The organism is Aeromonas sp. FDAARGOS 1410 (genome assembly GCF_019048745.1).
GTDB lineage: Bacteria > Pseudomonadota > Gammaproteobacteria > Enterobacterales > Aeromonadaceae > Aeromonas > Aeromonas jandaei.
In genome coordinates this window covers 1,470,445-1,496,642 of sequence record NZ_CP077401.1, presented here as the reverse complement: position 1 = coordinate 1,496,642, position 26,198 = coordinate 1,470,445, and the positions used below count along the sequence as shown (strand labels likewise).

Below are 26,198 nucleotides of genomic sequence, written 5' to 3'. Positions count from 1 at the left end.
CGGACAGCAAATGGGCGCTACTCTAGCCCATTCACCACCCACATGCCTTGATCCCGCTTAAGGTATCTGCGAAATACAGGATTAGATAACCACCTTGAGCGCCAACCCGAGCAGCACCAGCCCGCTCACCTTATCGATCACAAAGGATTTGGCTTTCAGCCACGCCAGCACCGGCCCACGAGAGAGCACCAGCGCCACCAGCACGTACCAGACTGCATCGATCCCGCCAGCGGTGAGCATCATGATGCCCCCTTCGCTCCAGCCGGTATCGGCCCGCACAAACTGGCTGAACAGGGCGATGAAGAAGACCGCCAGCTGGGGATTGAGGAAGGCCACCATAAAACCTTCAAAGGCCCCTTGCCGACCACGCAGCTGGTGCGCCTCTTCACTCGCTTCACCACTGGCTGGTTTTGCCAGCAGGGCTTTCACCCCGAGCCAGGCAAGAAACGCTGCACCGCCGTAGCGGATCAGATCAAACAGGATAGGGGTCTGGGTGATCAGGATGGAGAGGCCAAGCGCGGTAACCAGCGCATAGATACCAACCCCGAGGCCGTGGCCAAGCGCGGTGGCGACGCCATGCCCCTGCCCGCCCTGCACCGTGTTGCGGATGATCAGCGCCAGGCTCGGCCCCGGGCTGATGGCGCCCATCACGCAGATTGCGGCCAGTGCCAGCCAACTCGTCAGTTCCATGCTTTTCCTCTTTATATGCTCGATATGATGACCTGCATTCAGGGTACGGGCTGAGCCATTATGCCAGTAGTGAAAGTTATGAATAGATTCCATAACCAATGGCTATGGCACCACACAACTGACTGCGGCTAACCGCCGAGACCGAGCAGCTTGCGACTCTCGCCGACGGTACGTTGCAGGTGATCCCGCAGGAATGGGTAGGCCAGCTCGCGAAACCAGCGGTGGGCCGGATCCTGATGGTGGCGCTGATGCCACAGCAGATGATACTGCTGGTCGCGGGTAGCAAATGGCAGATCGACAAAGGTGAGCTCATGGCCGCAGGAGAGCTGCCAAGCGATATGGGCCGGGGTAGTCATCAGACAATCCGTGCGCAACAACACCTCCACTGCGGCTTGGAAGAATGGGACTCGGGCAAACCAGCGCCGACTCAGTCCCTGCGGCGCCAACACCTGCTCCACCGGACTGTCCTTGTCGCCTCCCCCGCTCACCTGCAGGTGAGGCCAGGCGAGATAGTCATCGAGACTCAGCGCCTTGCCCGCCAGCGGGTGATGACGTCCCATCAACACCGCCAGCCGATCTTCCCCCTGATGCAGACCGCGGATCTGATCCGGCACCTGTTCGGTGATGGTGGAGACCAGATCGAGCTCCGACTGCCACAGTTGCGGCAGCTGACGTTTGTCCCACAGGCTGTACTCCAGCGCCGCCAACGGCGCCTCTTTGGCGAGCGCGGCACAGATGTCCGGCAGGATATGCTGGGCCACATAATCAGAAGAGGCGAGCCGAAATACCCGCTCGCAGCGGCTCGGGTCAAACCCGGGCGCCTCGTAGAGACGTTCCAGCGCACCGAGAGACTCCGCCAGCTGGGCTGCCAGCGCTTCAGCCCGTGGCGTCAGCAGCCAGCGTTGTCCCTCCCGCACCAGCAGCTCGTCGTCAAACTCGCTGCGCAACTGGGCAAGCTGCTTGCTGATGGAGGGCTGGCTCAGGTGCAGCAGCTCGGCGGCGCGGCTGATATTGCGGGTCTCCAGTAGCACCTTGAGGGTGGGCAGCAGGTTGAGATTGGCTCTGAGCAAGGAGATACCCTCATCGGTGGCGAAACGCCTATCTTAGGGCAGACGAGTCCCGTGTTTTAAGCAAAATTTCCAGCCATGTTCAGCACGTTGCGACCCTTTCCGGCCAGATGGCACAGCCACTTGCCCGGCACATAACCATGACCACAAGATGACAGTGGTTGTCTCGTACGGCATAATTGCACGATTTTCCGCCCACGGGGCGCTCCACTTTGAGAAGCGGTAACAAGATGAAATACGCCAATATCACCGGCTGGGGCAAATGCCTGCCCCCCTCCGTGCTGACCAACGACGACCTCAGCACCATCATGGATACGTCAGATGAGTGGATCTATCCCCGTACCGGCATCAAGCAGCGTCGGGTCTCCCATGTCAGTACCTCAGACCTGGCGACTCTGGCTGGCCGTCGCGCGCTGGCCTGTGCGGGTCTCGAAGCGAGCGACCTCGATGGCATCATCCTGGCTACCGCCACTCCGGACAACCTGCTGCCAAGTGCCGCCTCTGCGGTGCAGAAGAAGCTGGGCGCCGTCAACGCCGCCGTGTTCGACCTCAACGCCGCCTGCACCGGTTTCGTCTACTCCCTCTCGGTCGCTACCTCGCTGGTACAGACCGGCATGATGAAGAAGGTGCTGGTGATCGGCGCCGAGCGCCTCACCTATCTGCTGGACTGGGCCCGTCGCGATACCGCGGTACTGTTTGGCGACGGTGCCGGTGCCGTGGTGATCGAGGCAAGCGAGCAGGAGTGTGGCCTGATCGCCAACAAGCTGGGCTGCGACAGCGAAGCGCGGGAGATCCTGCACGTTCCGAACTTCGGTACTGATCGGGTGCGTTTTGCCGATATCGACGGTCTGTTCACCTTCAACTTCGAAGGTCAGGAGATCTTCAAGCGTGCCGTGCGCGGTATGGGCGAAGCGACTGCTACCGTTTTGTCTCAGGCTGGAGTGCCCCCCGAGCAGATCGACCTTATCGTCCCCCATCAGGCCAATATCCGCATCATCGAGACCCTCGCCAAGCGGATGAATGCGCCGATGGAGAAGGTGATGGTCAACATCGAAAACTATGGCAACACCTCCGCCGCCACTGTGCCCATCGCCCTGTGTGAAGCGCTGGAGCAGGGCCGTGTCCAGCCGAACTCCTATCTGCTGACCGCCGCTTTCGGTGCCGGCCTGACCTGGGGCGCCGCCATCATCAAGTGGGGTGATCGTGTTACCCCCATCAACAAGTGCGAGGCTGAACTGCCGCCGTGCGACAAGAGCGCGCTGGAGCTCATCGCCCATGCGGTGGAAGGGTGCCAGAAAGCCCACGCCAACGAAGCCTGACAGCTACTGTTTTCAACAAAAGAGCCTGCAACTGCAGGCTCTTTTTTTATCCAGCTCACCCAACTCCTGCTCTTGTCCCCTTAACAGCGCCTCTGGCTACCGGCCATAACAGACCAATTTGCAGCCAAGTATTTTTTTTACGCTACCCTTATTGTGCCAACTATAAATAAAGAAAGAGATTCAAGAGACCCTCAAATTTAAACCATCGGCTCTTGAACCCCTAAAAATTTTGCACTGGGATAAAACTTCAAATGACACAACCAAAAAGTGGCGTAAACACACCGCTTTGGGAACCGGTTTGCTGGTTCTGCGGTATCGGTCTTGGCGTGTTGAGTTGCCTGCTATTACAGCTTGCCGGCAGCCTTTCGCTCATTTACCTGCTTGTTACCGTGCTCTTCTCCTGCGGGGCCTCTCTCTGGACATCTCGCCATTTCCATCAGCAGTTGCACAACCTGCAAACTCGTACAGCTGATTCTGTGGCCATAGATAACAGCGTACATGCCCACTCCATAGCTGGTCTCGAACAGGTGTGTGAAAAAGTTCTCCCCATCTGGTCAAAGCAGATTGAAAACTCTCGCCAACAGACAGAGGAGGCAATGATCGATCTGACTCAACGCTTCAGCGGACTGGCCACCAAGCTGGAAGAAGCCGTCAATGCCTCTCATCTTGCGGCAGGGGAACTGGGAGATGCCAACTCTCGCGGCATGGCAGGAGTTCTGAGCGAAAGCCAGCAACAGCTCAATGAAGTCGTGGCCATCTTGCACTCGGCACAAGCCAATCGGGATGCCATGCTGGCCGAGATAAAGAGCCTGACAACCTACACTATCGAACTCAATGCCATGGCAATGGATGTTGCCAAGATTGCCTCCCAGACCAACCTGCTGGCACTCAACGCAGCCATTGAAGCCGCACGGGCTGGAGAGGCCGGGCGTGGTTTTGCCGTGGTAGCGGATGAAGTGCGCAACCTGTCACGTCTCTCAAGCGAAACAGCCCAAAAAATGACGGATAAAGTCGACACCATCAATACAGGGATCAGCCGAGCTTTTCAGATTGCCGAAAATGCCGCGGCACGGGATCACGCCTCGGCCCTCAATTCCGAGCAAACCATCGAGCAGGTGCTGAGCCGCTTTCGTCATGCCACCGACAGTCTGGCTGAGTCAGCGTCTTTACTGCAAAACGAAAGCACCGAAATCCATCGCGAGATCTCCAGCGTTATTGTCTCACTGCAATTTCAGGACAGGGTTAGCCAGATCCTGAGCCATATCCGGAAAAATATGGAGAATCTCTCGAGCCACCTGCAATCGGAGCAAAACAACCAGCTATCGGGACCTATCCAGATCGATGCCAACCGGTGGTTGGCTGATATGGAGCTCTCATACGCTACCGATGAGCAACGCAATATTCACCATGGTCGCACTACCCGTACAGTCCAAGCGCAAACAAGCAGCGCTGACATCACATTTTTCTAGGAGAGATATATGGGCAAAACGATCCTGATCGTGGATGACTCGGCAACCATTCGCCAAGTCGTAGGCATGACGCTCAAAGGCGCCGGTTATGAAGTAATGGAGGCTTGTGATGGCAAGGACGCTCTCAAAAAACTCGACGGCAAGAAGATCAACCTGATCATCAGCGACGTCAACATGCCCAACATGGATGGCATCACCTTTGTCAAAGAGGCGAAAAAGCTGGCCAGCTACAAATTCACTCCCGTCATCATGCTGACGACTGAGTCTCAGGATAGCAAAAAGCAGGAAGGCCAGGCTGCAGGCGCCAAAGCATGGGTAGTCAAACCGTTCCAGCCGGAACAGATGCTCTCCGCGGTATCCAAACTGATCATGCCATGATCCCGGAGCTCATATGACATTGCAAAGCGAGATGCTGGATAACAAGACAGTGGTCACTCTACCTGACGAGCTCACCATATACACAGTGGGCGAAATCAAAGAGGCACTCACCCCCTTGCTCTATCAAGGACGGGAACTGGAACTCAATCTGGCAAATATTGCCGAGATAGATAGTGCGGGACTCCAACTGCTGATCGCAGCCAAAAAAAGTGCACAGCAACAGGGTTACCCCCTCTCGCTGGTCTGGCATAGCAACGTCGTGCTGGAACTTCTGGAACTTTGCCAATTATCCGGATTCTTTGGCGATCCAACTCTCATCACTCATGACGAGCGGCCCTGAGCCACCATGACAAGGAGTCACTGTGAGTATCGATCTTGATCAGGCTTTACAAACCTATATTGCCGAGGCGCGTGATCTACTCGAAGAGATGGAATCCGCTCTACTCTCACTGGAAGGTGAGCCAGATAATGGCGAACTGATAGGTGCCATCTTCCGTGCGGCTCACACCATCAAAGGCTCCGCAGGGCTGTTTGGGCTGCAGCCGATTGTCGGGTTTACCCACATCGTAGAGGATCTACTCGACCAGATAAGAAACCAGCAAATTGCTGTCACCTCTCCCCTGATAAAGGATCTGCTGGAGAGTTGTGACCACATCCAACTACTCATCAGCGTCGTGGCCGAACAGGGCTCAGCATTGAGCGATAGCGACGAAATGCAGGATCAGCGCTTGCGGCTCGCTCTCACCCGTTACCAATGCGTACCGCAAACCACGTTACCAGATACTGTGCCTACTCCCGAAGCCAAAATAGAAAAAGAGGGAGCTGTCACCAGCTCAGCATCGCTATGGCATATCTCTCTGCGCTTTGGTCCGGACGTGCTGCGCAACGGCATGGATCCTGCGGCCTTTCTGCGCTATCTCTGCACGCTCGGTACTATCAGTGCACTGGAGACCATTCACCAGGCAATACCGGATTGGGAGCAATTTGATCCGGAAAATTGCTATCTCGGTTACGAAATTGATTTTGACTCCCAAGCAGACAAGGCAGCCATCAGCGACGTCTTTGAATTTGTCAGAGATGACTGCCAGATTGTCATTCTCCCCCCCCACAGCAAGATCACCGAGTTCATCAATCTCATTGAATCACTGCCGGAAGATAACGCCATGCTGGGGCAACTGCTGGTCAACACCGGAGCCCTGACCGCAGAAGAACTGGCCGCAGGACTACAAACCCAGCAAGCAACATCCAATGAAACCGCACCCAAGCTTGGCGAAATCCTCATCGCGCAAGGCGCTGTCAATGAAGCCGTTGTCGATGCTGCACTGAAAAAACAAAACCAGACCAAAGAGAGTAAAAACAAGGAGGGACGCTACGTCAGGGTACATGCCGACAAGCTGGATGACCTGATCAATCTGGTTGGGGAGTTGGTAGTCGCCAGTTCAGGGGCAAACTTGCTCGCACAGCGCATCAGGGAAGCCCAGCTACAGGAAGCCACATCGGTGATCGCCATGCTGGTGGAAGAGATCCGCGATAACGCATTGCGCCTGAGAATGGTCCCCATTGGTGATACCTTCAACCGCTTTCAACGAGTTGTACGAGATGTAAGTCAGGAGCTAAACAAAGAAATCACCCTGGTAATATCAGGTGCAGAAACCGAGCTGGACAAATCCGTCGTAGAGAAGATCGGCGACCCGCTCATGCATCTGGTCAGAAATGCGATGGATCATGGTGTCGAATCGGCCGAGCAACGCCTACTTGCAGGCAAACCTGCCAAAGGAACATTGAACCTCAACGCCTACCACGACTCTAACAGCATCGTTATCGAGATCAGGGATGATGGTGCAGGCCTTAATAAGGCAAGGATCCAGCAAAAAGCCATTGAACGCGGTTTGATCAGTACCACCAGTACGCTGACAGACCAGGAGATTTACCAACTCATCTTCGAGCCCGGCTTCTCCACTGCCGAAGCAATTACCAATCTCTCCGGCCGCGGCGTCGGTATGGATGTGGTCAAACGCAACATTACGGCATTGAGGGGCACAGTTGAGCTCGACAGCATCCCAGGCAAGGGCACCAGAGTGCAAATCCGCCTTCCGCTGACACTCGCCATCATCGACGGTTTTCTGGTCAGGGTCTGCGATACCCACTATGTCATCCCGCTGGATATGGTGATCGAGTGCGTGGAATTGACCCAGAGTGCTCTGGCCGATACACAAGGACGAAATTACATCAACTTGCGAGGTGAAGTGCTGCCCTTTATTCGTCTGCAACACTACTTTGATACCCAGGGCATCAGGGGGCGTCGTGAAAATATTGTCGTTGTGAGTTATGCAGGGAAAAAATCTGGACTGGTAGTCGATGAGCTGCTGGGAGAATTTCAAACTGTCATCAAACCTCTGGGTAAATTATTCCAGCGGCTACAGGGAATAAGCGGTTCAACCATTTTGGGAGGAGGAGAAATTGCTCTTATTCTCGATATTCCATCGCTTATTCAACACGCAATAAACCAGGAATCAGGTCAATTTAGCCGATTAAATCCCCCATCAATCCAAACCCAAATCAGCATCAACTGAGGAGTCACATATGTTTAAAAACTCCACCATAAAATTACGCCTCATTGTTCTGCTTTGCCTGCTTTGCACACTGCTGCTCGGAGTTGGCAGCCTTGGCTTATATAATATGCAGAGCAGCAATACAGGGTTGCAACGGGTCTACAACGACCGGGTGGTTCCACTCAAACAACTGAAAACTATCTCTGATCGCTACGCCGTCTCGATCATCGACAACGTCAATAAAGCCAATGCCGGTCTGATCCCGGCAGAAGAGGCTCTGACCCAGATTCAGCAAGCGCAAAAAGAGATCAAGGATGTATGGCAACAATATCAATCAACCACTCTTACTCGGGAAGAGCAGCGCCTATCTGCCGAAGTCACAAACCTGTTTAATGCAGCCAACCAAGATATTGGCAAGCTGGAAAAATATCTGGCAACCCAGAATGGCACGATCTCTGGCATGCTCAGCAACTTCGACGGGGCTCTGTACAACTCAATAGACCCCATAGGTAACAAGATAACCGAGCTGGTAACCCTGCAACTCGATGTAGCCAAAGCGGAATACACAGCGGCCCAATCTTGGTACCACATCATGCTCATCACCATGGCCAGCGTTGTCGCTGCAGGCATGATCCTCGCTGCCTGGTTGGGAGCCATGCTGATCAAAAGCATCATAGCCCCTATTGAACAAGCACTGCATGTGGCCAACAGTCTGGCTGCAGGCAACCTGGATGTGTCTATCAATGTTGAATCAAATGACGAAGCAGGACAGTTGCTGCTCGCCATGGACAATATGGTCAAAACGCTGGGAGCACTGATCACCGACATAGAGACTTTGGTTACCGCCGCCGTTGAGCAAGGGGATTTCAGCCATAAAATTTCACTGGAGGATCGCCAGGGCTATATCAAGCGGGTATCCGAGTTGCTGAACCGTCTTTCCCATGTAACAGATACCAGCCTTGAGGATGTGATGCGCATTGCAACCTCTCTCTCCAAGGGAGACCTGACACAACGTATTGACGAGCCCTACCCCGGGATTTTTGGTCAGACAAAAGATGGCCTGAACCAAACCATTGTGGCACTGACACACATCATTGAAGAGGTACGCAATGCTGCGGATAACCTCACCAATGCATCCAACCAGGTGAGCAATACAGCACAAGCCCTTAGCCAGGCAACCAGCGAACAAGCAGCCAGCGTCGAGGAGACAAGTGCATCCATCGAGCAGATGAGTGCCAGCATCAATCAGAACACTGAGAATGCCAAAATCACCGACAGCATGGCCAGCAACTCGGTAAAAGAGGCAACCGAAGGTGGACGCTCCGTTCAGCAAACCGTGGCAGCTATGCAGCAAATAGCCAAGAAAGTCAGCATTATCGATGATATTGCCTATCAAACTAACCTGCTGGCACTGAACGCTGCCATCGAAGCAGCTCGCGCCGGAGAACATGGTAAAGGTTTTGCTGTAGTCGCGGCTGAAGTTCGAAAACTTGCTGAACGCAGCCAGGTCGCCGCGCAGGAGATTGGTGAGCTATCTTCCGACAGCGTAAGCAAGGCTGAATGTGCTGGCAGTTTGCTAGAAAAAATTGTCCCCTCAATCCGAAAAACATCCGATCTGGTTCAGGAGATTAATGCAGCCTCCTCTGAACAAGCCAGTGCAGCAAACCAAATCAGTCTGGCAATGAGTCAACTTAATCAGGTAACACAGCAAAATGCGGCCAGCAGCGAAGAGTTGGCAGCCACAGCGGAAGAGATGAGCTCGCAGGCAAGTGAACTGCAGCAAACCATGTCTTTTTTCTCGCTGGAGAAAAATCCGCAAACCAGCGTCAGTCAGTATGAGCAGAGCCATAAAAGCCATAAGTCATCGCCTCCCAGAGGAAGCTTTATTGCCCCACCACAACGGGTTGTTCAGCCCCATCAGCCCTCATCTTCATCCTTGAATGAAGCTGATTTTGTTCACTTTTAACCGGAGGACCGCATGAACAGTTCAACCAATATCACGCTGCCGCCGGCAACATTGAGCGAACAATCAGGCGACGCCCAGTACCTGACTTTTCTGATTAACAACGAGATGTTTGCCATCAATATTTTGGGCGTCAAAGAGATCATCGAATACGGCAACATTACTCCCATTCCCATGATGCCGAGCTTTATCCGCGGGGTGATAAATCTGAGGGGATCCGTGGTATCTGTCGTGGATCTGAGTGCCCGTTTTGGCTGTGCTCCCTCCACCATTACGCGCCGAAGCTGCATCGTCATCATTGAAGGCATGCCGCAGCAAGGCGATGAGCCTGCTGGCCAGGATATAGGGGTTGTAGTCGATTCGGTATCAGAAGTGCTCGGCATTCCGCAAGAAGATATCGAGCCCCCCCCCAGTTTTGGCGCAAAAATCAGAGCTGACTTCATCAGCGGAATGGGCAAGGTGAATGGCAAGTTCGTCATTCTGATCGACACCGAGAAAGTCCTGTCACTGGAGGAGATGGCACAGATCCACGAAATCACTCAGCCACAGGCACGTTTCTCGCAGAGTAACCTGCAACTTTCCTGAACCGGTATCCATACCATGACATGCAGCACAAGGACACGCTCATGACTCAATCACTCTTTGGCAAACTCTTCGGCAACAGTGCAGCAGAAACGCTCAAGCATGCCCAACTACTGGCATCTATCAAAAGGCTCCAGCAAGCACTAATCGATGATGCGTCACTCCAACCGCTCGATCTCTCCGGATTCGATGGTTCACAACTAGAGACTGGCCACAGCATCAATGAACTTGTCACTCTGATGAATGACAAGCTGGAGAGCTACAGAGAAGAGCTTCATAACAACCAGAGGCTCCTCCATGAAAATCGGCTGGTTCGCAAAGCACTCGATTGCGCCACGACCAATGTGATGATCGCCGATACCAATTTCGACATTATCTACATGAACGAAGCCGTGACCGAAATGCTCAATACAGCTGAATCTGATATCAAAAAAGAGCTATACAGCTTCAATGCCAATCAGCTGATGGGGGCAAACATCGACAGCTTTCACAAGCATCCTGGCCACCAGCGCGCCATGCTGGCCAAATTGAGCAGCACCTATCGCACCCAAATTAAGCTGGGTGGACGCACCTTCGCCCTGATTGCCAATCCGGTCTTCAATGACAATGGCGAACGGCTTGGTGCCGTTGTCGAATGGGCAGACAGAACCAAGGAGGTGACTATAGAGAGAGAGATGTCTGATCTCGTGCAAGCAGTCATCAACGGCGAACTGCACCACCGTATGGATCTGGCAGGAAAGAGCGGGTTTTTCCAAACTATGGGGGAAGGGATCAATCAGATTGCAGAAGTGATCGACAGCACTCTTAGCGATGTTATCCGGATAGTTCAGTCTTTGGCTAAAGGAGACCTGACCCAGCACATTGAAGCCGATTACCCCGGCATATTCGGTACCACCAAGGATGCTCTCAACCAAACCATTGCCTCCCTGACCAATATTGTGACAGAGGTGAGGAGTGCCTCGGATAACTTATCCAGCGCAGCCGAACAGGTTAGTGCAACAGCTCAATCCATCAGCCAGTCGAGTAGTGAACAAGCAGCCAGCATGGAGGAGACCAGCGCATCAATCGAACAGATGAGTGCCAGCATCAACCAGAACACCGACAACGCCCAAGTCACCGATGGCATGGCCAGCAAGGCCGCGAAAGAGGCGATAGAGGGTGGCGAGGCTGTCAAACTTACCGTTGATGCAATGAAGCAGATAGCCAAACGGATTGGCATCATCGACGACATCGCCTATCAAACCAACTTGCTGGCACTCAATGCGGCAATCGAGGCTGCCCGGGCAGGCGATCATGGCAAGGGCTTTGCCGTAGTTGCAGCTGAAGTTCGCAAGCTGGCCGAGCGCAGCCAGATCGCGGCACAAGAGATTGGTGAGCTCGCGTCCAGCAGTGTAGATATGGCAGAGAAGGCTGGGCATCTTCTGGATCAAATGGTGCCCTCTATCAACAAAACATCGGATCTTGTTCAGGAGATCAGTGCTGCATCGACTGAGCAATCAACCGGCGTCAGCCAGATCAACCTCGCCATGAACCAGCTCAGCCAGGTTACCCAGCAAAATGCATCCTGTAGCGAAGAGCTGGCGGCAACGGCGGAGGAGATGAGCACTCAGGCAGAACAACTACAACTCGCTATGGAGTTCTTCACTCTGGAGGAACCACACAAAGAGAACAAAGCCAACGGCAAGTCTGCGCATCACCATACCAAAGGGCATTTCGTTACCGAGGGGAATAACAAAAACCAGGATCGATTAGCCGGTCAATCGCGTCCACTCAATGATTCTGATTTCGTCCGGTTTTAACCATGAGAAGAGAGGCATTGCCTCTCTTCTGAATATCTCTGGTAGAGGCATAGACACTTGTACCAAATCCAGCTGCATGATGACGAATTCTCCCGTTTCCAACGCTGGCTGCATCAGACGGCGGGGATTGATATGTCCCCTGCCAAAAAAGCGCTGGTCGCCAGTCGGCTGGCAAAGCGGGTATGTCACTACGGGCTGGAAAGTTATGACGATTATTTTCAGTTCATCATGGCCGACAGGAGTGGCGAACTGCAACTGGCACTCGATCTGCTCACAACAAATGAAACCTACTTCTTCAGAGAACCCAAGCATTTTGATTTTCTGACCCAGCAGGTTCTCACCCACATACCGGCAGATCGCTCATTAAGGATCTGGAGTGCCGCCAGCTCCTCTGGTGAAGAGCCATACAGCCTTGCCATGACCCTAGCTGAGAAGCGAAACACACTCGGCTGGGAGATCCTGGCCTCGGATATCTCATCACGGGTGCTTGAGCAGGCGATGAGCGGGCGCTATCCAATAGAACGAGCCCATAACATACCGCTCTCTTTTTTGATGAAGTACTGCCTCAAGGGCATCGGTCTGCAGGAGGGCACGTTCATCATCGATCGCAAGCTGCGGGAAAAAGTCCGTTTCATGCAGATCAACCTAAATCAGGAACTGCCCGACATTGGCATGTTTGACGTCATCTTCATCCGTAATGTCATGATCTACTTCAACAAGGAGACCAAAGCACAAGTATTGCAACGGTTGGTGCCCAAGCTGAAACATGGCGGCTATCTGCTGGTCAGCCATGCAGAAAGCCTGCACGGCTTGCCGCATGGTTTGCAGCTTGTCTCTCCCTCCATCTACCAGAAGAGATAACCAGCATGGTACGGGAGGTGATCCTGCAACCGGGGGAGATCTTCTTTGGCAAGGAAGATGTGCACATAAAAACCTTCCTTGGCTCCTGCGTGGCCATCACCTTGTGGCATCCGGAGCAGAAACAGGGCGGTATGTGCCATTACATGCTGCCAACCCGGGGAACCCCCACCACAGAGCTGGATGGGCGCTATGCCGATGAGGCCATCACCCTGCTGCTAAAGGCGATTGCCCAGTATCCCGCCCCCATTCATGAGTACGAGGTGAAGTTGTTTGGAGGGGGCAACATGTTTGACGCACCAGAGTACATCCAGAGCGACAACAATGTCGCCACCAGAAATATTCAGGCAGCCTGGCAGCTGACCAAACACCTGGGACTTGATATCAAGGCTCATCATCTTGGCCACTATGGCCACCGGAGTCTGATTTTCGAGCTCAATAGCGGTAGTGTCTGGTTGCGCCATCATCGTCTGCCACATCAACGGGAGTCGCGAGAATGAAACAGATCCGGGTCATGCTGGTGGATGATTCCGCCGTGGTCAGACAGGTCTTGCAAGCTGTGTTGGAGCAAGAGCCAGATATCAAGGTTATCGCAACAGCCTCAGACCCGATTTTTGCTCAGGACAAGCTGAAGAAAGAGTGGCCCGACGTCATCATCCTCGATGTGGAGATGCCACGAATGGATGGCATCACCTTTCTCACCAAGATCATGGCAGAGCACCCAACCCCAGTAGTTATCTGCTCGTCTCTGACCGAAAAAGGAGCTGAAACCACCCTGCAGGCAATGGCGGCCGGAGCGGTCGATATCATTACCAAACCAACCATGGGGATAAAGAGCTTCTTGCAGGAGTCAGCCCATGATCTGGCTATGGCAGTACGAGCCGCAGCTCAAGCCAACATCAAGCGGCTCGGCAAACCGGCGCCCCGCACGACCAATCCCAAACTCAATGCCGATGTCATGTTGTCCCCCAACCAGCACGCCATGGCACAAACCACCGAGCGGCTCATCGCCATCGGTACCTCCACGGGGGGCACCCAGGCGCTTGAGGCTGTCCTGACCGCCCTCCCCCGGGTCAGTCCCGGCATCGTGATCGTGCAGCACATGCCGGAAAAATTTACCGCCATGTTTGCCGAGCGTCTCAACGGGGTGTGTCAGATAGAGGTAAGAGAAGCCAAGAACAATGATCGAGTGATCCCGGGACTGGCGCTGATCGCGCCGGGCGGCAAACACATGATGCTCAAGCGCAGTGGAGCTTATTACCACGTCGAAGTGGTTGATGGCCCTCTTATCAACCGTCATCGCCCCTCGGTAGATGTGTTGTTCCGCTCCGTGGCCAAATATGCCGGCAAGAACGCCACCGGCATCATCATGACCGGCATGGGGGATGATGGAGCCCGGGGATTACGCGAAATGCTGGAAGCGGGAGCCAACACCTATGCCCAGGATGAAGCTTCCTGTGTGGTCTTCGGCATGCCCAAGGAGGCGATCAAACTCTCGGCTGCCCGCCATGTACTTCCTCTGCAGGAGATGCATCACGCCATCCTTGGCAGATAACTCCTTTGACCGAGATATCCGCCATTACCCATAAAAAAGTCCGGCTCCCCAAGGGGAGCCGGACTTTTTACTGCAACCGGAATAAGTCCGGTTTCAGGCAAGCTGATTACTCTGCAGCAGGTGCTTCAGCAGCAACCGAGGCATCGGCAGCCGGAGTAGCTTCGGTCGGGGCGTTTGCTTCCTTGATGGAGAGACGTACGCGGCCCTGACGGTCCACTTCCAGTACCTTCACCTTCACCACGTCACCGATCTTCAGGTAGTCGGCTACGTTCTGCACGCGAGCATCGGTGATCTGGGAGATATGAACCAGACCATCCTTGCCCGGCAGGATGTTGACGAAAGCACCGAAGTCAGCCAGACGCACAACCTTACCTTCGTAGATGCGGTTCACTTCGATCTCGGCGGTGATGGCCTCGATACGACGGATCGCTTCTTTGGCTGCGTCACCGTCAACGGCGGCGATGCGGACAGTACCGTCATCATCCAGCTCGATGTTGGTGCCGGTCTCTTCGGTCAGAGCACGGATCACGGAGCCACCTTTACCGATGACGTCCTTGATCTTCTCCGGATTGATCTTGATGGTGTGGATGCGCGGGGCGAAATCGGAGATCTCGGCACGCGGCGCCTGGATGGCTTCGTCCATCACTTTCAGGATGTGCAGGCGAGCACCACGAGCTTGCTTCAGGGCAATCTCCATGATCTCTTTGGTGATGCCTTCGATCTTGATGTCCATCTGCAGTGCGGTCACACCTTCGGTGGTACCGGCAACCTTGAAGTCCATGTCGCCCAGGTGATCTTCGTCACCCAGAATGTCGGACAGCACGACGAAACCTTCTTCTTCCTTCACCAGGCCCATGGCGATACCGGCAACGGAGGCCTTGATCGGCACCCCCGCGTCCATCAGCGCCAGAGAGGAGCCACACACGGAGGCCATGGAGGAGGAACCGTTGGATTCGGTGATTTCAGAAACCACACGAACCACGTACGGGAACTCGTCTGCGCTCGGCATCACAGCCGCAACACCGCGCTTGGCCAGACGGCCGTGACCGATTTCACGACGCTTCGGGCTACCCATCATGCCGGTCTCACCGACGCAGTATGGCGGGAAGTTGTAGTGCAGCATGAAGCGATCAGCACGGTTGCCGGTCAGCTCGTCGATGTTCTGGGCGTCACGCTCGGTACCCAGGGTCGCAACGACCATTGCCTGAGTTTCACCACGGGTGAACAGGGCAGAACCGTGAGCACGCGGCAGAACGCCGGTAGCAACGGACAGGGCGCGGATCATCTCGGGATCGCGACCATCGATACGCGGCTCGCCACGTACGACACGACCACGAACGATGCGGCTTTCCAGGCTGTGGAACTCTTCACCGATCTTCTTGGCATCTTCTTCCACGCCGGAAGCGATCACCTGTTCAACCACGCGACCTTTGATGGCAGCGATGGTTTCGTAGCGAACAGCCTTCTCGGTGATGCGGTAGGCTTCACCCAGCTCGGCAGTCGCCAGCTCGGCAACCTTGGCTTTCAGCTCTTCGTTGACGGCAGGAGCAGCCCAATCCCACGGCTTGGTGCCGACAGCGGCAGCAAACTCGTTGATAGCGGAAATCACGGTCTGCATCTGCTCGTGACCGTATACCACGGCACCCAGCATTACCTCTTCAGAGAGGATGGCAGCTTCGGATTCAACCATCAGCACGGCGTTGGCAGTACCGGCAACAACCAGATCCAGATCGCTCTGCGGCAGTTCGGTGGTGGTCGGGTTCAGTACGTACTGACCGTTCATGTAGCCTACGCGAGCTGCACCGATCGGGCCGCCGAACGGGATACCGGAGATAGCCAGCGCAGCAGAGGCACCGATCATGGCAACGATATCGGGTGAGACAGCCGGATTCACGGACATCACGGTCGCAACGACCTGAACCTCATTGAAGAAGCCTTCCGGGAACAGCGGACGAATAGGACGGTCGATCAGGCGGGAGATGAGGGTCTCACCTTCGCTCGGACGACCTTCACGACGGAAGAAACCACCCGGGATACGACCAGCAGCATAGGTACGCTCCTGATAGTTAACGGTCAGCGGGAAGAAATCGCGGCCGTGATCAGCCTCTTTCTTGCCGACAACGGTCACAAATACGCAGGTATCGTCCATGCTGACCATAACGGCCGCAGTGGCTTGACGGGCCATCACACCGGTTTCCAGTGTGACGGTGTGTTGACCGTACTGGAATGACTTTACAATAGGATTCACGTGAATTTCCTTTTTACAATTTGGCTCTTTAAATTCGCGCACAAGTATACTTGATTCGATGCAAAAGGTAAGCGGCGACACGAATTCTGTGAGGGCTGCGACAACCTGCGAAGAGCAATAAAAAAGGGGAACCCGGAGGTTCCCCTTTTTCGCGAAATCTGATGGTCGATTAACGACGCAGACCCAGCTTGGCGATCAGAGCAGCATAACGCTCGGAATCTTTACGCTTCAGGTAGTCCAGCAGCTTACGACGCTGGGAAACCATGCGCAGCAGACCGCGACGACCGTGGTGATCCTTGGAGTGCTCCTTGAAGTGACCTTGCAGATGGTTGATCTGGGCAGTCAGCAGGGCAACTTGCACTTCGGGGGAGCCAGTGTCGTTGGCGCAACGAGCGTTGTCAGCAACGATTTGAGCTTTGATCTCAGCATTTAGAGACATGGTAATACTCCAGTAGAGTGTTTAAAGGTTCACAGCCAATCTCTAATTCAGCCGTGAAATGAGGGCGGTATAATAATCGTCCCCGCCCCTTTTCGCAATGATAAAGAGGCGAAACGGGAAAGAGATACCCTATACCGCCAGAGGATCACTCCTCGTCGTGATAACGCACCAGTCGCTTGGGCGCTACACGGCCATCATCGTCAATCTCGCCGACACCGATGAATTCCCGCTCCGGACCGACTGTCATGCGAACCTGACCGCTGGCCGGAGCCCCCGGTACCTGCACCGCCTGCCCCTGATTCACATAGGCAGCGACTACCGCCAGCATGTTCACCTCGGGCAGGGATGCCACGGCGGTATCCATCGGCAGCAGCAGCGGATCGAGCACTTCACGCGGTGGAATGGTCTCGTTCTTGGCCTGCTCGAAGATGCACTCGAGCTGCTCCAGGGTCAGCATCCGCTCATAGGGATAGCTGGCAACCTGGGTGCGGCGCAGCTGGGTGACGTGAGCACCACAACCCAGTACCTCGCCCAGATCATCGACCAGAGAGCGAATGTAAGTACCCTTGCTGCAGTGCACCTCCAGCTTCACCTCGTCCCCTTCGAAGCTGATCAGTTTCAGCTCGAAAATGGTGATGGGACGGGCTTCACGCTCAATCTCGATCCCCTCGCGGGCATACTCGTAGAGCGGACGGCCGTTGTGCTTGAGCGCGGAGTACATGGAGGGTACCTGCATGATCGGGCCGCGGAACTGGTCCAGCGCCTCGATCAGGGTACCCACAGCCACATTGACCGGGCGGGTCGCAACCACTTCACCATCGGAATCGCTGGTGTTGGTGCGCTCACCCAGTTTGGCCGTCACTTCGTAACGCTTGTCGGCATCCAGCAGATACTGGGAAAACTTGGTGGCCTCGCCGAGGCAGATCGGCAGCATGCCGGTCGCCAGCGGATCCAGCGCACCGGTATGACCGGCCTTGGCGGCGTTATAGATACGCTTGACCTTCTGCAACACATCGTTGGAGGTCAGCCCGGTCGGTTTGTCCAGCAGCAGAATGCCGTGAACATCACGGCCCTTGAAACGACGTCTTCGAGTCATCTCAGCCTTTATCCTCAGCGTTATCATCCGCAGCCACATCGGACTCTTCGTCACGACCCGACTCCGCCATGCGGCGCTTGTCTTCACGGATGGTATTGGTCACCAGGTTGGAGAGACGCATCCCCTCAACCAGCGTCTGATCATAGAAAAAGCGCAGCTCGGGCACCACGCGCAGACGCATGGCACTGCCCAGCAGGCTACGGATGTAACCGGCCGCTTCGGTCAACGCCTTGAGCCCTTCATTGATGCGCTCGGCATCATTTTCCAGCTGCAAGAAGGTGACATAAATCTTGGCGTAGTTAAGGTCACGGGACACTTCCACATCGGAAACGGTCACCATGCCGATGCGCGGGTCTTTCACCTCGCGCTGCAGGATCAGCGCGATTTCACGCTGGATCTGCTGTCCGACCCGACGGGTCCGGCTGAATTCTCTGGCCATATTCTATCCTGCGATAAAAGGGGGCCATGGCCCCCTATTTTGTCTGACTCTCGGCTTACAGAGTCCGTTGGATTTCAACGGTCTCGTAAACTTCGATCTGGTCGCCTTCGCGTACGTCGTTGTAGTTCTTGACCGCGATACCACACTCGTAGCCGTTCTTGACTTCGTTGACGTCATCCTTGAAGCGACGCAGGGATTCCAGCTCGCCTTCATAGATAACCACGTTGTCGCGCAGAACGCGAATACGGTTGGAGCGCTTGACCACACCTTCGGTAACCATACAGCCGGCAACTGCGCCAAACTTCGGTGATTTGAAGACGCTGCGCACTTCGGCCAGACCGATGATCTCCTGACGATACTCGGGAGCCAGCTTGCCGCTCATGGCCTGCTTCACTTCGTCGATCAGGTCATAGATGACGGAGTAGTAACGCAGATCCAGGCTCTCGGCTTCGATAACCTTGCGAGCAGAAGCATCGGCACGGACGTTGAAGCCAACCAGGATGGCGCTGGATGCAGCAGCCAGAGTCGCGTCGGTTTCGGTGATACCACCTACGCCGGAACCCACGATCTTCACCTTCACTTCGTCGGTGGAGAGCTTGACCAGCGCATCGCAGATCGCTTCCACAGAACCCTGTACGTCGGCCTTGATCACCACGTTCACTTCGGAGACTTCGCCTTCGGTCATGTTGGAGAACATGTTCTCCAGCTTGGCCTTCTGCTGGCGAGCCAGTTTGACTTCGCGGAACTTGCCCTGACGGTAGAGCGCCACTTCACGGGCTTTCTTCTCGTCACGAACCACAGTCGCTTCGTCACCGGCAGATGGAACACCGGACAGACCCAGGATTTCCACCGGCAGGGACGGACCCGCTTCCTTGATTTCGCGGCCCAGTTCGTCACGCATGGCACGGACACGACCGTATTCGAGACCACACAGAACGATGTCGCCCTGACGCAGAGTACCTTCCTGAACCAGCACGGTCGCAACCGGACCACGGCCCTTGTCGAGGAAGGATTCGATGACCACACCGTTGGCCATGCCGTCGACCACGGCTTTCAGCTCCAGCACTTCTGCCTGGATCAGAATGGCTTCCAGCAGGTCGTCAATGCCCTGGCCGGACTTGGCAGAAACGTGCACGAACTGGCAGTCTCCACCCCAATCTTCGGACATGACGTTGTAACGAGCCAGCTCGGTCTTGACGCGATCCGGATCTGCTTCCGGCTTGTCGATCTTGTTGACCGCAACAACCAGCGGCACACCGGCAGCCTTGGCGTGCTGGATAGCTTCAATGGTTTGCGGCATCACGCCGTCGTCAGCTGCAACAACCAGAACAACGATGTCGGTCGCCTTGGCACCACGAGCACGCATGGAGGTAAACGCCGCGTGACCCGGAGTATCCAGGAAGGTGATCATGCCGCTGTCGGTCTGAACGTGGTAAGCACCGATGTGCTGGGTAATACCACCGGCTTCGCCAGCAGCAACCTTGGCCTTACGGATGTAGTCCAGCAGCGAGGTCTTGCCGTGATCAACGTGACCCATGATGGTCACAACCGGCGCGCGCGGCTTGGCTTCGGAGGTCTCGTCACGATCGGACAGTACCGCCTCTTCCAGCTCGTTCTCGCGACGCAGCACAACCTTGTGACCCATCTCCTCGGCGACCAGCTGAGCGGTCTCCTGGTCGATCACCTGGTTGATGGTGGCCATGGCGCCCATCTTCATCATCGCCTTGATGACTTCAACACCCTTGACGGCCATCTTGTTGGCCAGCTCGGCCACGGTGATGGTCTCGCCGATGATGACGTCACGGTTGACGGCAGCTGCCGGCTTGTTAAAGCCGTGCTTCATGGCGTTCGGGGTAGCAACCTTGCCACGCTTGCCCTTGCGAGCGCGCGGATCACGGGAGTTGCGGTCGTTGCGATCATCGTCGCGACGGCCTACTTTCTTCGGACCTTTGGCGGCAGCGGCAGTACGACGACTGCTCTCTTCCTTGCGATCCAGCTCATCTTCAGCAGCCTGGGCGTGCTTGGAGGTGGTCACATGGTAGTCGCTGCTCTCTTTGGCGCGAGCTGCTTCTTCTTCAGCCCAGCGGGCTGCATTCTGCTCTGCCATGACACGAGCCTCTTCGGCTTTCTTGGCGGCGAGCTCTTCAGCTTTTTGCAAAGCTGTCTGTTCCTGTTGGCGCTTCAGTTCTTCTGCTTCGCGCTTGGCCATCTTTTCTGCCTCTTGCTGAGCTGTGCTACTGGCTGCTTTGGCGGGCTGTTGAGCCTGTCGAGCCTTTTGTTGTGCCTCGATTCGCGCCTTTTCCTCAGCTTCACGACGAGCCTGCTCAGCCTCACGGCGAGCCTTCTCTTCCGCTTCGAGACGAGCCTTGTCTTCGGCCTCGCGACGAGCTTTTGCTTCTGCTTCCAAACGCGCTGTTTCCTCGGCTTCCGCCTGACGCTGTTCTTCTTCCAGCGCCGAACGTCTTACATAGGTGCGAGATTTGCGTACTTCTACCTGCACTTCTTTGTTCTTGCCGCCAGTACCCTGCACACTGATGGTGCTTTTGGTCTTGCGCTGCAAAGTCATGCGAGCAGGAGCGGCAACCTCGTCACCACCGTGCTGTTTCTTCAAGTGTGCCAGCAGAGTCTGCTTTTCAGACTCGCTAACCATGTCGTCGGCCTTGCTCTTGCTGATACCGGCATCGACAAATTGCTGGAGAAGACGATCAACCGGTGTGTCGATGTCAGTGGCAAGTTGTTTGACTGATACTTCTGCCATTCATTTTCCTCCGTTTGATCTTACTTAAGACTGCTCTTCTCCGAACCAACAGATATTGCGAGCAGCCATAATGAGCTCACCAGCCTTCTCGGCAGTCAGCCCTTCAATACCAGCAAGGTCATCAATGCCTTGCTCAGCCAAATCTTCCAGGGTACCAACACCACGACCGGCCATAGCGTAAGCCAGTTCGCGACTCAGACCGTTCAGATTGAGCAGGTCTTCAGACGGCTCGACGCCATCGAAGGACTCCTCTTTGGCCAGCGCCTTGGTGGTCAGTGCATCTTTGGCACGCTTGCGCAGCTCTTCGACCATGTCTTCATCCAGACCGTCGATAGCCAGCAGTTCATTGACCGGTACGAAGGCGATCTCTTCCAGAGTGGAGAAACCCTCTTCCATCAGCAGGCCGGCGAAATCGTCGTCGATATCCAGAGTGCTGGTGAACAGGTTCATGATGCGGTCGTTTTCGGCCTGGTGCTTGGCACGCATGTCCTCGACGGTCATCACGTTCAGCTCCCAACCGGTCAGCTGGGAAGCCAGACGCACGTTCTGGCCGTTGCGACCGATGGCCTGAGCCAGGTTGGCGGCTTCCACGGCGATATCCATGGTGTGGTTGTCTTCATCAACGATGATGGAGGCCACATCGGCAGGCGCCATGGCATTGATCACATACTGGGCGGGGTTGTCATCGTACAGCACGATGTCGGCACGCTCACCGCTCAACTCGGCGGAGACGGCCTGAACACGGGCACCACGCATACCGATACAGGCACCGATCGGGTCGATACGACGATCGTTGGTCTTCACCGCGATCTTGGCACGGGAACCCGGATCACGGGCCGCGCCCATGATTTCGATCATCTCTTCACCGATTTCCGGTACTTCGATGCGGAACAGCTCTTTCAGGAAGTCAGGGCTGGAGCGGCTGACGAACAGCTGGGAACCACGCGCTTCCGGACGTACTGCATACAGCAGGCCGCGAACGCGGTCACCCGGACGGAAGGTTTCACGCGGCAGCATGTCGTCGCGGAAGATGACGGCCTCGGCATTGCTGCCCAGATCCAGGATCACGTTGTCGCGGTTGCTCTTCTTGACCACACCGCTGATGATGGTGCCTTCTTTGTCCTTGAACTGGTCAACGACTTGTGAACGCTCGGCTTCGCGCACTTTCTGCACGATAACCTGCTTGGCAGTCTGGGTAGTAATACGGTCGAAGGTGACAGAATCGATCTGGTCTTCAACGTACTCACCGATCTGGATCTCCGGCTGCTCGATTTGGGCTGCTTCCAGAGTGATCTCGGCATAAGGGTTCTCCATTGCGGCTTGATCCGCAATCACCACCCAACGGCGATAGGTGTCGTAGTCACCGGTCTTGCGATCGATTTCAACGCGCACTTCAATCTCGCCTTCATATTTCTTCTTGGTCGCAGTCGCCAGCGCAGTCTCCAGAGCCTGGAAGATCTTCTCGCGGGGTACAGCTTTCTCGTTGGATACTGCGTCAACGACCAGCAAAATCTCTTTATTCATATCCGATAGCCTCGTTAACCAAAGTTCGGCACAATGTTCGCTTTTTGGATATTGGTGAAAGCCAACACTTCGTCCTTACCATCTACCGTCAGAGTGATCATGTCGCCCTGCACGGCTTTGATTACGCCTTTGAACTTGCGGCGGTTGTTTGTTGCCATCCGAAGCGTTACCGCCGCCTCTTGGCCAACGTATTTTTCGAACTGGGCAACCTTGAACAGGGGGCGATCCAGACCCGGGGAAGATACCTCGAGGTAATACTCCTCGGTGATAGGATCTTCTACGTCCATAATGGCGCCAACCTGATGGCTGACCTCAGCACAGTTCTCAACGGTCACGCCCTGCTCGCCGTCGATATAGACGCGCAAGGTGGAGTGTTTACCCGCGCGGATAAACTCAATACCCCAAAGTTCAAAACCCAAGGCAACGACCGGAGCCTCGAGCAGATCGGTCAAACGTTGTTCCAACGTAGCCAAAGTCACCCTCCGAAAAACAAAAAAAGGGCATAAAGCCCAGATAGATATCGATTCAGAGTAAATCGCACATAACAAAAAGCCCCGATGTCAAATCGGGGCTTGGCGCTTTACCCTGATTGTCGCCTCGCAGCGACCGCCTTCCTGAGCGTAGGAAATGCGTGAAATTTGGTTGCGGGGGCCGGATTTGAACCGACGACCTTCGGGTTATGAGCCCGACGAGCTACCATGCTGCTCCACCCCGCGTCCGAAATCGTGCGAGATTATAGCCACTTCATTCTTTCTATACAAGACTGACTTGGCTATAACATCCCGGTTACCCGGGTCACTGCTTAATTGGTGCCGTGGGCGGGACTCGAACCCGCACACCCTAGAGCACTACCCCCTCAAGATAGCGTGTCTACCAATTCCACCACCACGGCAAAACTCTTACTCGGGAACGTCAGTATCTTTCTTCACTGGCGCTTTGGTCTGCTCAACCTGTTGGGTTTGTTGCAGATTTTCCCATTCACTGCCCTGTTTTACCTTGTTGCTGGACATAGAGCCAAGCACCAAGCTAATTACAAAAAACAGAGTAGCCAAAATCGCTGTTGTTCGGGTCAGGAAGCTGCCTGAACCACTGGAGCCGAATACTGTGTTCGATGCCCCTGCGCCGAAGGAGGCGCCCATATCAGCCCCTTTACCTTGCTGAATCATCACCAGACCAATCAGAGCCAGTGAAACCAGCAGATAAACGACCAAAAGAATCTCGTACATTTAACTTGCACCCTTTGCCGCTTCAACAATTCCTAAAAACGCATCGCTATCGAGACTCGCTCTACCTATCAAACCGCCATCTACGTCGGGTTGGGCAAACAAATCTCTCGCATTGGTCGGCGTCACGCTCCCACCATAGATGATTCTGATCTTCTCACCTATTACCGGAGTATCCTCCGCCAAGCGACCACGAATAAAGGAATGAACCTCTTGTGCCTGCTCGGGTGTGGCGCATTTACCTGTACCTACAGCCCAAATCGGCTCGTAGGCGATGATAGCATTATCGAAAGCCATCGCGCCATTTTTCTCTATGACGATATCCAGCTCTTCTGCGATCACCTCGAAGGTTCTTCTCGCTTGCCTTGCTGCACCTGACTCACCCAAACAGAGGATGGGAATCAGACCTGCCGCTCTGGCTGCCGCAAACTTCTCTGCGACAATAAAGCTGGTCTCACCAAAGAGACGCCTGCGCTCGGAGTGCCCTACCAATACGTATCGACACCCTGCCTCGACCAGCATCTCACACGACACCTCACCCGTGTAAGCGCCCGTCTCGTGCTGGCTCACATTCTGAGCCCCCAACCTTATCATCTTCTGCTCATTGAGCATTGAAGCGGTAAAGTCGAGATGCACATGGGATGGACATAGAACAACATCTACGTCATCATCAACACCTTTCAGGCACTGACTCGTAAACTGCTCTAACTGCGACCTACTACCGTGCAACTTCCAGTTGGCTGCTACAAACGGCTTGCGATGTCCCATCGGCAACTCCCTTGCGAAAGCGGGGCTGATAATATCCAGAGGATTGTCAGCTGACAAGTGCTATTTTCATTTTTTTGAATCGATTGAACAAGATACAACCAGGGCGGCTAAAAAGCCGCCCTGGACGCTCATTAAAACGCCGATTCGACCTGATCGGCAATGCGCTGAGCCATATCACGCACCTGTTGCTCGTGCTCCCCTTCCACCATGACCCGGATCAGCGGTTCGGTACCTGATTTACGCAACAACACTCGGCCACGACCGCCCAGCTCATGTTCAACCTTGGCGACCTCCTGCTTGACTGCTTCTGCAGCCAGCGGATCCTTGCCTTCGGCAAAGCGAACATTCACCAGTACTTGCGGGAACTTGCTCATGCCGGAGCGCAACTTGGCCAGCGGCATCTCGGCACTGCGCATGGCAGTGAGCACCTGCAGGGCGGCCACAATGCCATCACCCGTGGTGGTCTGATCAAGACAGATGATGTGGCCGGAGTTCTCGCCACCGATACGCCAGCCCTTCTCTTCCATCATCTCCAGCACGTAGCGGTCGCCCACCTTGGCACGGGCAAACGGGATACCCAGGGTTTGCAACGCCAGTTCCAGACCCATGTTGGCCATCAGGGTGCCGACGACACCGCCCTTGAGACGACCGTTGCGCAAGGCGTCCCGTGCGATGATATAGAGGATCTCGTCACCGTCGATCAGATAGCCGGTGTGATCCACCATGATCAGGCGATCACCGTCACCATCGAATGCCACGCCGAGATCCGCCTTGTACTCCAGCACCTTGGCAACCAGTGCCTCGGGCGCAGTCGAGCCAACGCCATCGTTGATATTGAGACCATCCGGAGAGCAGCCCATGGTGATCACTTCGGCCCCCAATTCGCGGAACACAGAAGGCGCGATATGGTAGGTTGCGCCGTGACCACAATCGACCACCATCTTCAATCCGTCCAGATTCATGTTGGAAGGGAAGGTGCTCTTGCAAAACTCGATATAGCGGCCCGCGGCATCATCAATACGCACGGCTTTGCCAAGCTCGGCTGATTCGACGCACTTGAGCTCGTGATCAAGCTCGGCTTCGATAGCCATCTCGACATCATCTGGCAGTTTGGTACCGTCAGCGGAGAAGAATTTGATGCCGTTGTCATAGAAGGGATTGTGCGAGGCGCTGATAACGATGCCGGCCTCGGCACGGAAGGTGCGAGTCAGGTAGGCTACTGCCGGAGTGGGCATTGGGCCCATCAGTATGGCTTTGAGACCGGCGGCAGAGAGCCCCGCTTCCAGCGCTGATTCCAGCATATAGCCAGAAATTCGGGTATCTTTGCCAATCAGCACCTTTTTGGTGCCCTTCTTGGAGAGCACCTTGCCCGCGGCCCAGCCCAGCTTCATTACAAAATCAGGAGTAATGGGATATTCGCCAACTTTGCCGCGCACACCATCTGTGCCGAAATACTTTCTTGCCATAGTCT

General features: G+C 55.1%; 23 protein-coding genes and 2 tRNA genes. 11 read left to right on the top strand and 14 right to left on the bottom strand.

The annotated features are described in order from the left end of the window. Positions 1 to 81 precede the first annotated feature (81 nt). Both I6L40_RS07235 and I6L40_RS07230 read right to left on the bottom strand, forming a co-directional pair. The gene (locus tag I6L40_RS07235; protein WP_042032146.1) at positions 82 to 690 is read right to left on the bottom strand and encodes a LysE family translocator; all 609 of its coding nucleotides are present in this window, start codon (positions 688 to 690) and stop codon (positions 82 to 84) included. A gap of 128 nt (positions 691 to 818) precedes the next feature. Further along, the gene (locus tag I6L40_RS07230) at positions 819 to 1,760 is read right to left on the bottom strand and encodes a LysR family transcriptional regulator (RefSeq protein WP_071912345.1); all 942 of its coding nucleotides are present in this window, start codon (positions 1,758 to 1,760) and stop codon (positions 819 to 821) included. 227 nt (positions 1,761 to 1,987) lie between these two features. On the opposite strand from I6L40_RS07230, the gene I6L40_RS07225 reads away from it, so the two are divergent. The 11 genes from I6L40_RS07225 (at position 1,988) to I6L40_RS07175 (ending at position 14,232) form a co-directional block, all read left to right on the top strand. After that, positions 1,988 to 3,076: a ketoacyl-ACP synthase III gene (locus tag I6L40_RS07225; protein WP_071912347.1), complete on the top strand. Its 1,089-nt coding sequence runs from the start codon at positions 1,988 to 1,990 to the stop codon at positions 3,074 to 3,076. Between the two features lie 251 nt (positions 3,077 to 3,327). After that, entirely contained in the window at positions 3,328 to 4,545 is a 1,218-nt protein-coding gene (locus I6L40_RS07220; protein ID WP_071912349.1) for a methyl-accepting chemotaxis protein, read from the top strand. Positions 4,546 to 4,554: 9 nt separating this feature from the next. Then, a complete protein-coding gene (locus tag I6L40_RS07215; RefSeq protein WP_033114172.1) occupies positions 4,555 to 4,923 on the top strand; it encodes a response regulator in 369 nt (122 codons plus the stop codon). A 13-nt stretch (positions 4,924 to 4,936) separates the two neighbouring features. After that, on the top strand, positions 4,937 to 5,263 hold the full coding sequence (locus I6L40_RS07210) for a lipid asymmetry maintenance protein MlaB (protein ID WP_043852006.1): 327 nt from the start codon (positions 4,937 to 4,939) through the stop codon (positions 5,261 to 5,263). A gap of 22 nt (positions 5,264 to 5,285) precedes the next feature. Further along, complete coding sequence (locus tag I6L40_RS07205; protein ID WP_071912351.1) at positions 5,286 to 7,496, top strand: chemotaxis protein CheA; 2,211 nt, start codon at positions 5,286 to 5,288, stop codon at positions 7,494 to 7,496. 10 nt (positions 7,497 to 7,506) lie between these two features. Beyond that, on the top strand, positions 7,507 to 9,441 hold the full coding sequence (locus I6L40_RS07200) for a methyl-accepting chemotaxis protein (RefSeq protein ID WP_071912353.1): 1,935 nt from the start codon (positions 7,507 to 7,509) through the stop codon (positions 9,439 to 9,441). Positions 9,442 to 9,453: 12 nt separating this feature from the next. Further along, a complete protein-coding gene (locus I6L40_RS07195) occupies positions 9,454 to 10,023 on the top strand; it encodes a chemotaxis protein CheW (RefSeq protein ID WP_071912355.1) in 570 nt (189 codons plus the stop codon). A gap of 41 nt (positions 10,024 to 10,064) precedes the next feature. After that, a complete protein-coding gene (locus I6L40_RS07190) occupies positions 10,065 to 11,819 on the top strand; it encodes a methyl-accepting chemotaxis protein (protein WP_071912357.1) in 1,755 nt (584 codons plus the stop codon). 57 nt (positions 11,820 to 11,876) lie between these two features. Beyond that, positions 11,877 to 12,680 (top strand): protein-glutamate O-methyltransferase CheR, encoded by an 804-nt coding sequence (locus I6L40_RS07185; RefSeq protein WP_043852001.1) that lies wholly within the window; start codon positions 11,877 to 11,879, stop codon positions 12,678 to 12,680. Positions 12,681 to 12,685: 5 nt separating this feature from the next. Beyond that, on the top strand, positions 12,686 to 13,177 hold the full coding sequence (cheD, locus tag I6L40_RS07180; RefSeq protein ID WP_071912358.1) for a chemoreceptor glutamine deamidase CheD: 492 nt from the start codon (positions 12,686 to 12,688) through the stop codon (positions 13,175 to 13,177). Beyond that, the gene (locus I6L40_RS07175; RefSeq protein WP_033114164.1) at positions 13,174 to 14,232 is read left to right on the top strand and encodes a chemotaxis response regulator protein-glutamate methylesterase; all 1,059 of its coding nucleotides are present in this window, start codon (positions 13,174 to 13,176) and stop codon (positions 14,230 to 14,232) included. The genes cheD and I6L40_RS07175 overlap by 4 nt, the downstream gene beginning before the upstream one ends. Positions 14,233 to 14,338: 106 nt before the next feature. Here I6L40_RS07175 and pnp read toward each other — a convergent pair whose 3' ends face one another. From pnp to glmM, 12 genes are all read right to left on the bottom strand, one after another. Continuing rightward, positions 14,339 to 16,480, bottom strand: a complete 2,142-nt coding sequence (gene pnp / locus I6L40_RS07170) for a polyribonucleotide nucleotidyltransferase (RefSeq protein WP_216995190.1) — start codon at positions 16,478 to 16,480, stop codon at positions 14,339 to 14,341. 169 nt (positions 16,481 to 16,649) lie between these two features. After that, entirely contained in the window at positions 16,650 to 16,919 is a 270-nt protein-coding gene (gene rpsO, locus I6L40_RS07165; RefSeq protein ID WP_005338797.1) for a 30S ribosomal protein S15, read from the bottom strand. 145 nt (positions 16,920 to 17,064) lie between these two features. Further along, positions 17,065 to 18,015 (bottom strand): tRNA pseudouridine(55) synthase TruB, encoded by a 951-nt coding sequence (gene truB / locus I6L40_RS07160; RefSeq protein WP_033114162.1) that lies wholly within the window; start codon positions 18,013 to 18,015, stop codon positions 17,065 to 17,067. Position 18,016: 1 nt separating this feature from the next. Beyond that, positions 18,017 to 18,454, bottom strand: a complete 438-nt coding sequence (gene rbfA, locus I6L40_RS07155; protein WP_041207984.1) for a 30S ribosome-binding factor RbfA — start codon at positions 18,452 to 18,454, stop codon at positions 18,017 to 18,019. 55 nt (positions 18,455 to 18,509) lie between these two features. Then, a complete protein-coding gene (gene infB, locus I6L40_RS07150; RefSeq protein WP_041207983.1) occupies positions 18,510 to 21,212 on the bottom strand; it encodes a translation initiation factor IF-2 in 2,703 nt (900 codons plus the stop codon). A gap of 24 nt (positions 21,213 to 21,236) precedes the next feature. Continuing rightward, entirely contained in the window at positions 21,237 to 22,736 is a 1,500-nt protein-coding gene (gene nusA, locus I6L40_RS07145) for a transcription termination factor NusA (protein WP_041207982.1), read from the bottom strand. A gap of 14 nt (positions 22,737 to 22,750) precedes the next feature. Beyond that, a complete protein-coding gene (rimP, locus tag I6L40_RS07140; protein ID WP_005343544.1) occupies positions 22,751 to 23,209 on the bottom strand; it encodes a ribosome maturation factor RimP in 459 nt (152 codons plus the stop codon). Between the two features lie 166 nt (positions 23,210 to 23,375). Beyond that, a tRNA-Met gene (locus I6L40_RS07135) sits at positions 23,376 to 23,452 on the bottom strand. 91 nt (positions 23,453 to 23,543) lie between these two features. After that, a tRNA-Leu gene (locus I6L40_RS07130) sits at positions 23,544 to 23,628 on the bottom strand. Between the two features lie 7 nt (positions 23,629 to 23,635). Further along, positions 23,636 to 23,962: a preprotein translocase subunit SecG gene (secG, locus tag I6L40_RS07125; RefSeq protein ID WP_005343541.1), complete on the bottom strand. Its 327-nt coding sequence runs from the start codon at positions 23,960 to 23,962 to the stop codon at positions 23,636 to 23,638. Continuing rightward, positions 23,963 to 24,727 (bottom strand): triose-phosphate isomerase, encoded by a 765-nt coding sequence (gene tpiA / locus I6L40_RS07120; protein WP_071912362.1) that lies wholly within the window; start codon positions 24,725 to 24,727, stop codon positions 23,963 to 23,965. Positions 24,728 to 24,858: 131 nt separating this feature from the next. Then, complete coding sequence (glmM, locus tag I6L40_RS07115; protein WP_071912363.1) at positions 24,859 to 26,193, bottom strand: phosphoglucosamine mutase; 1,335 nt, start codon at positions 26,191 to 26,193, stop codon at positions 24,859 to 24,861. Between the last annotated feature and the right edge of the window lie 5 nt (positions 26,194 to 26,198).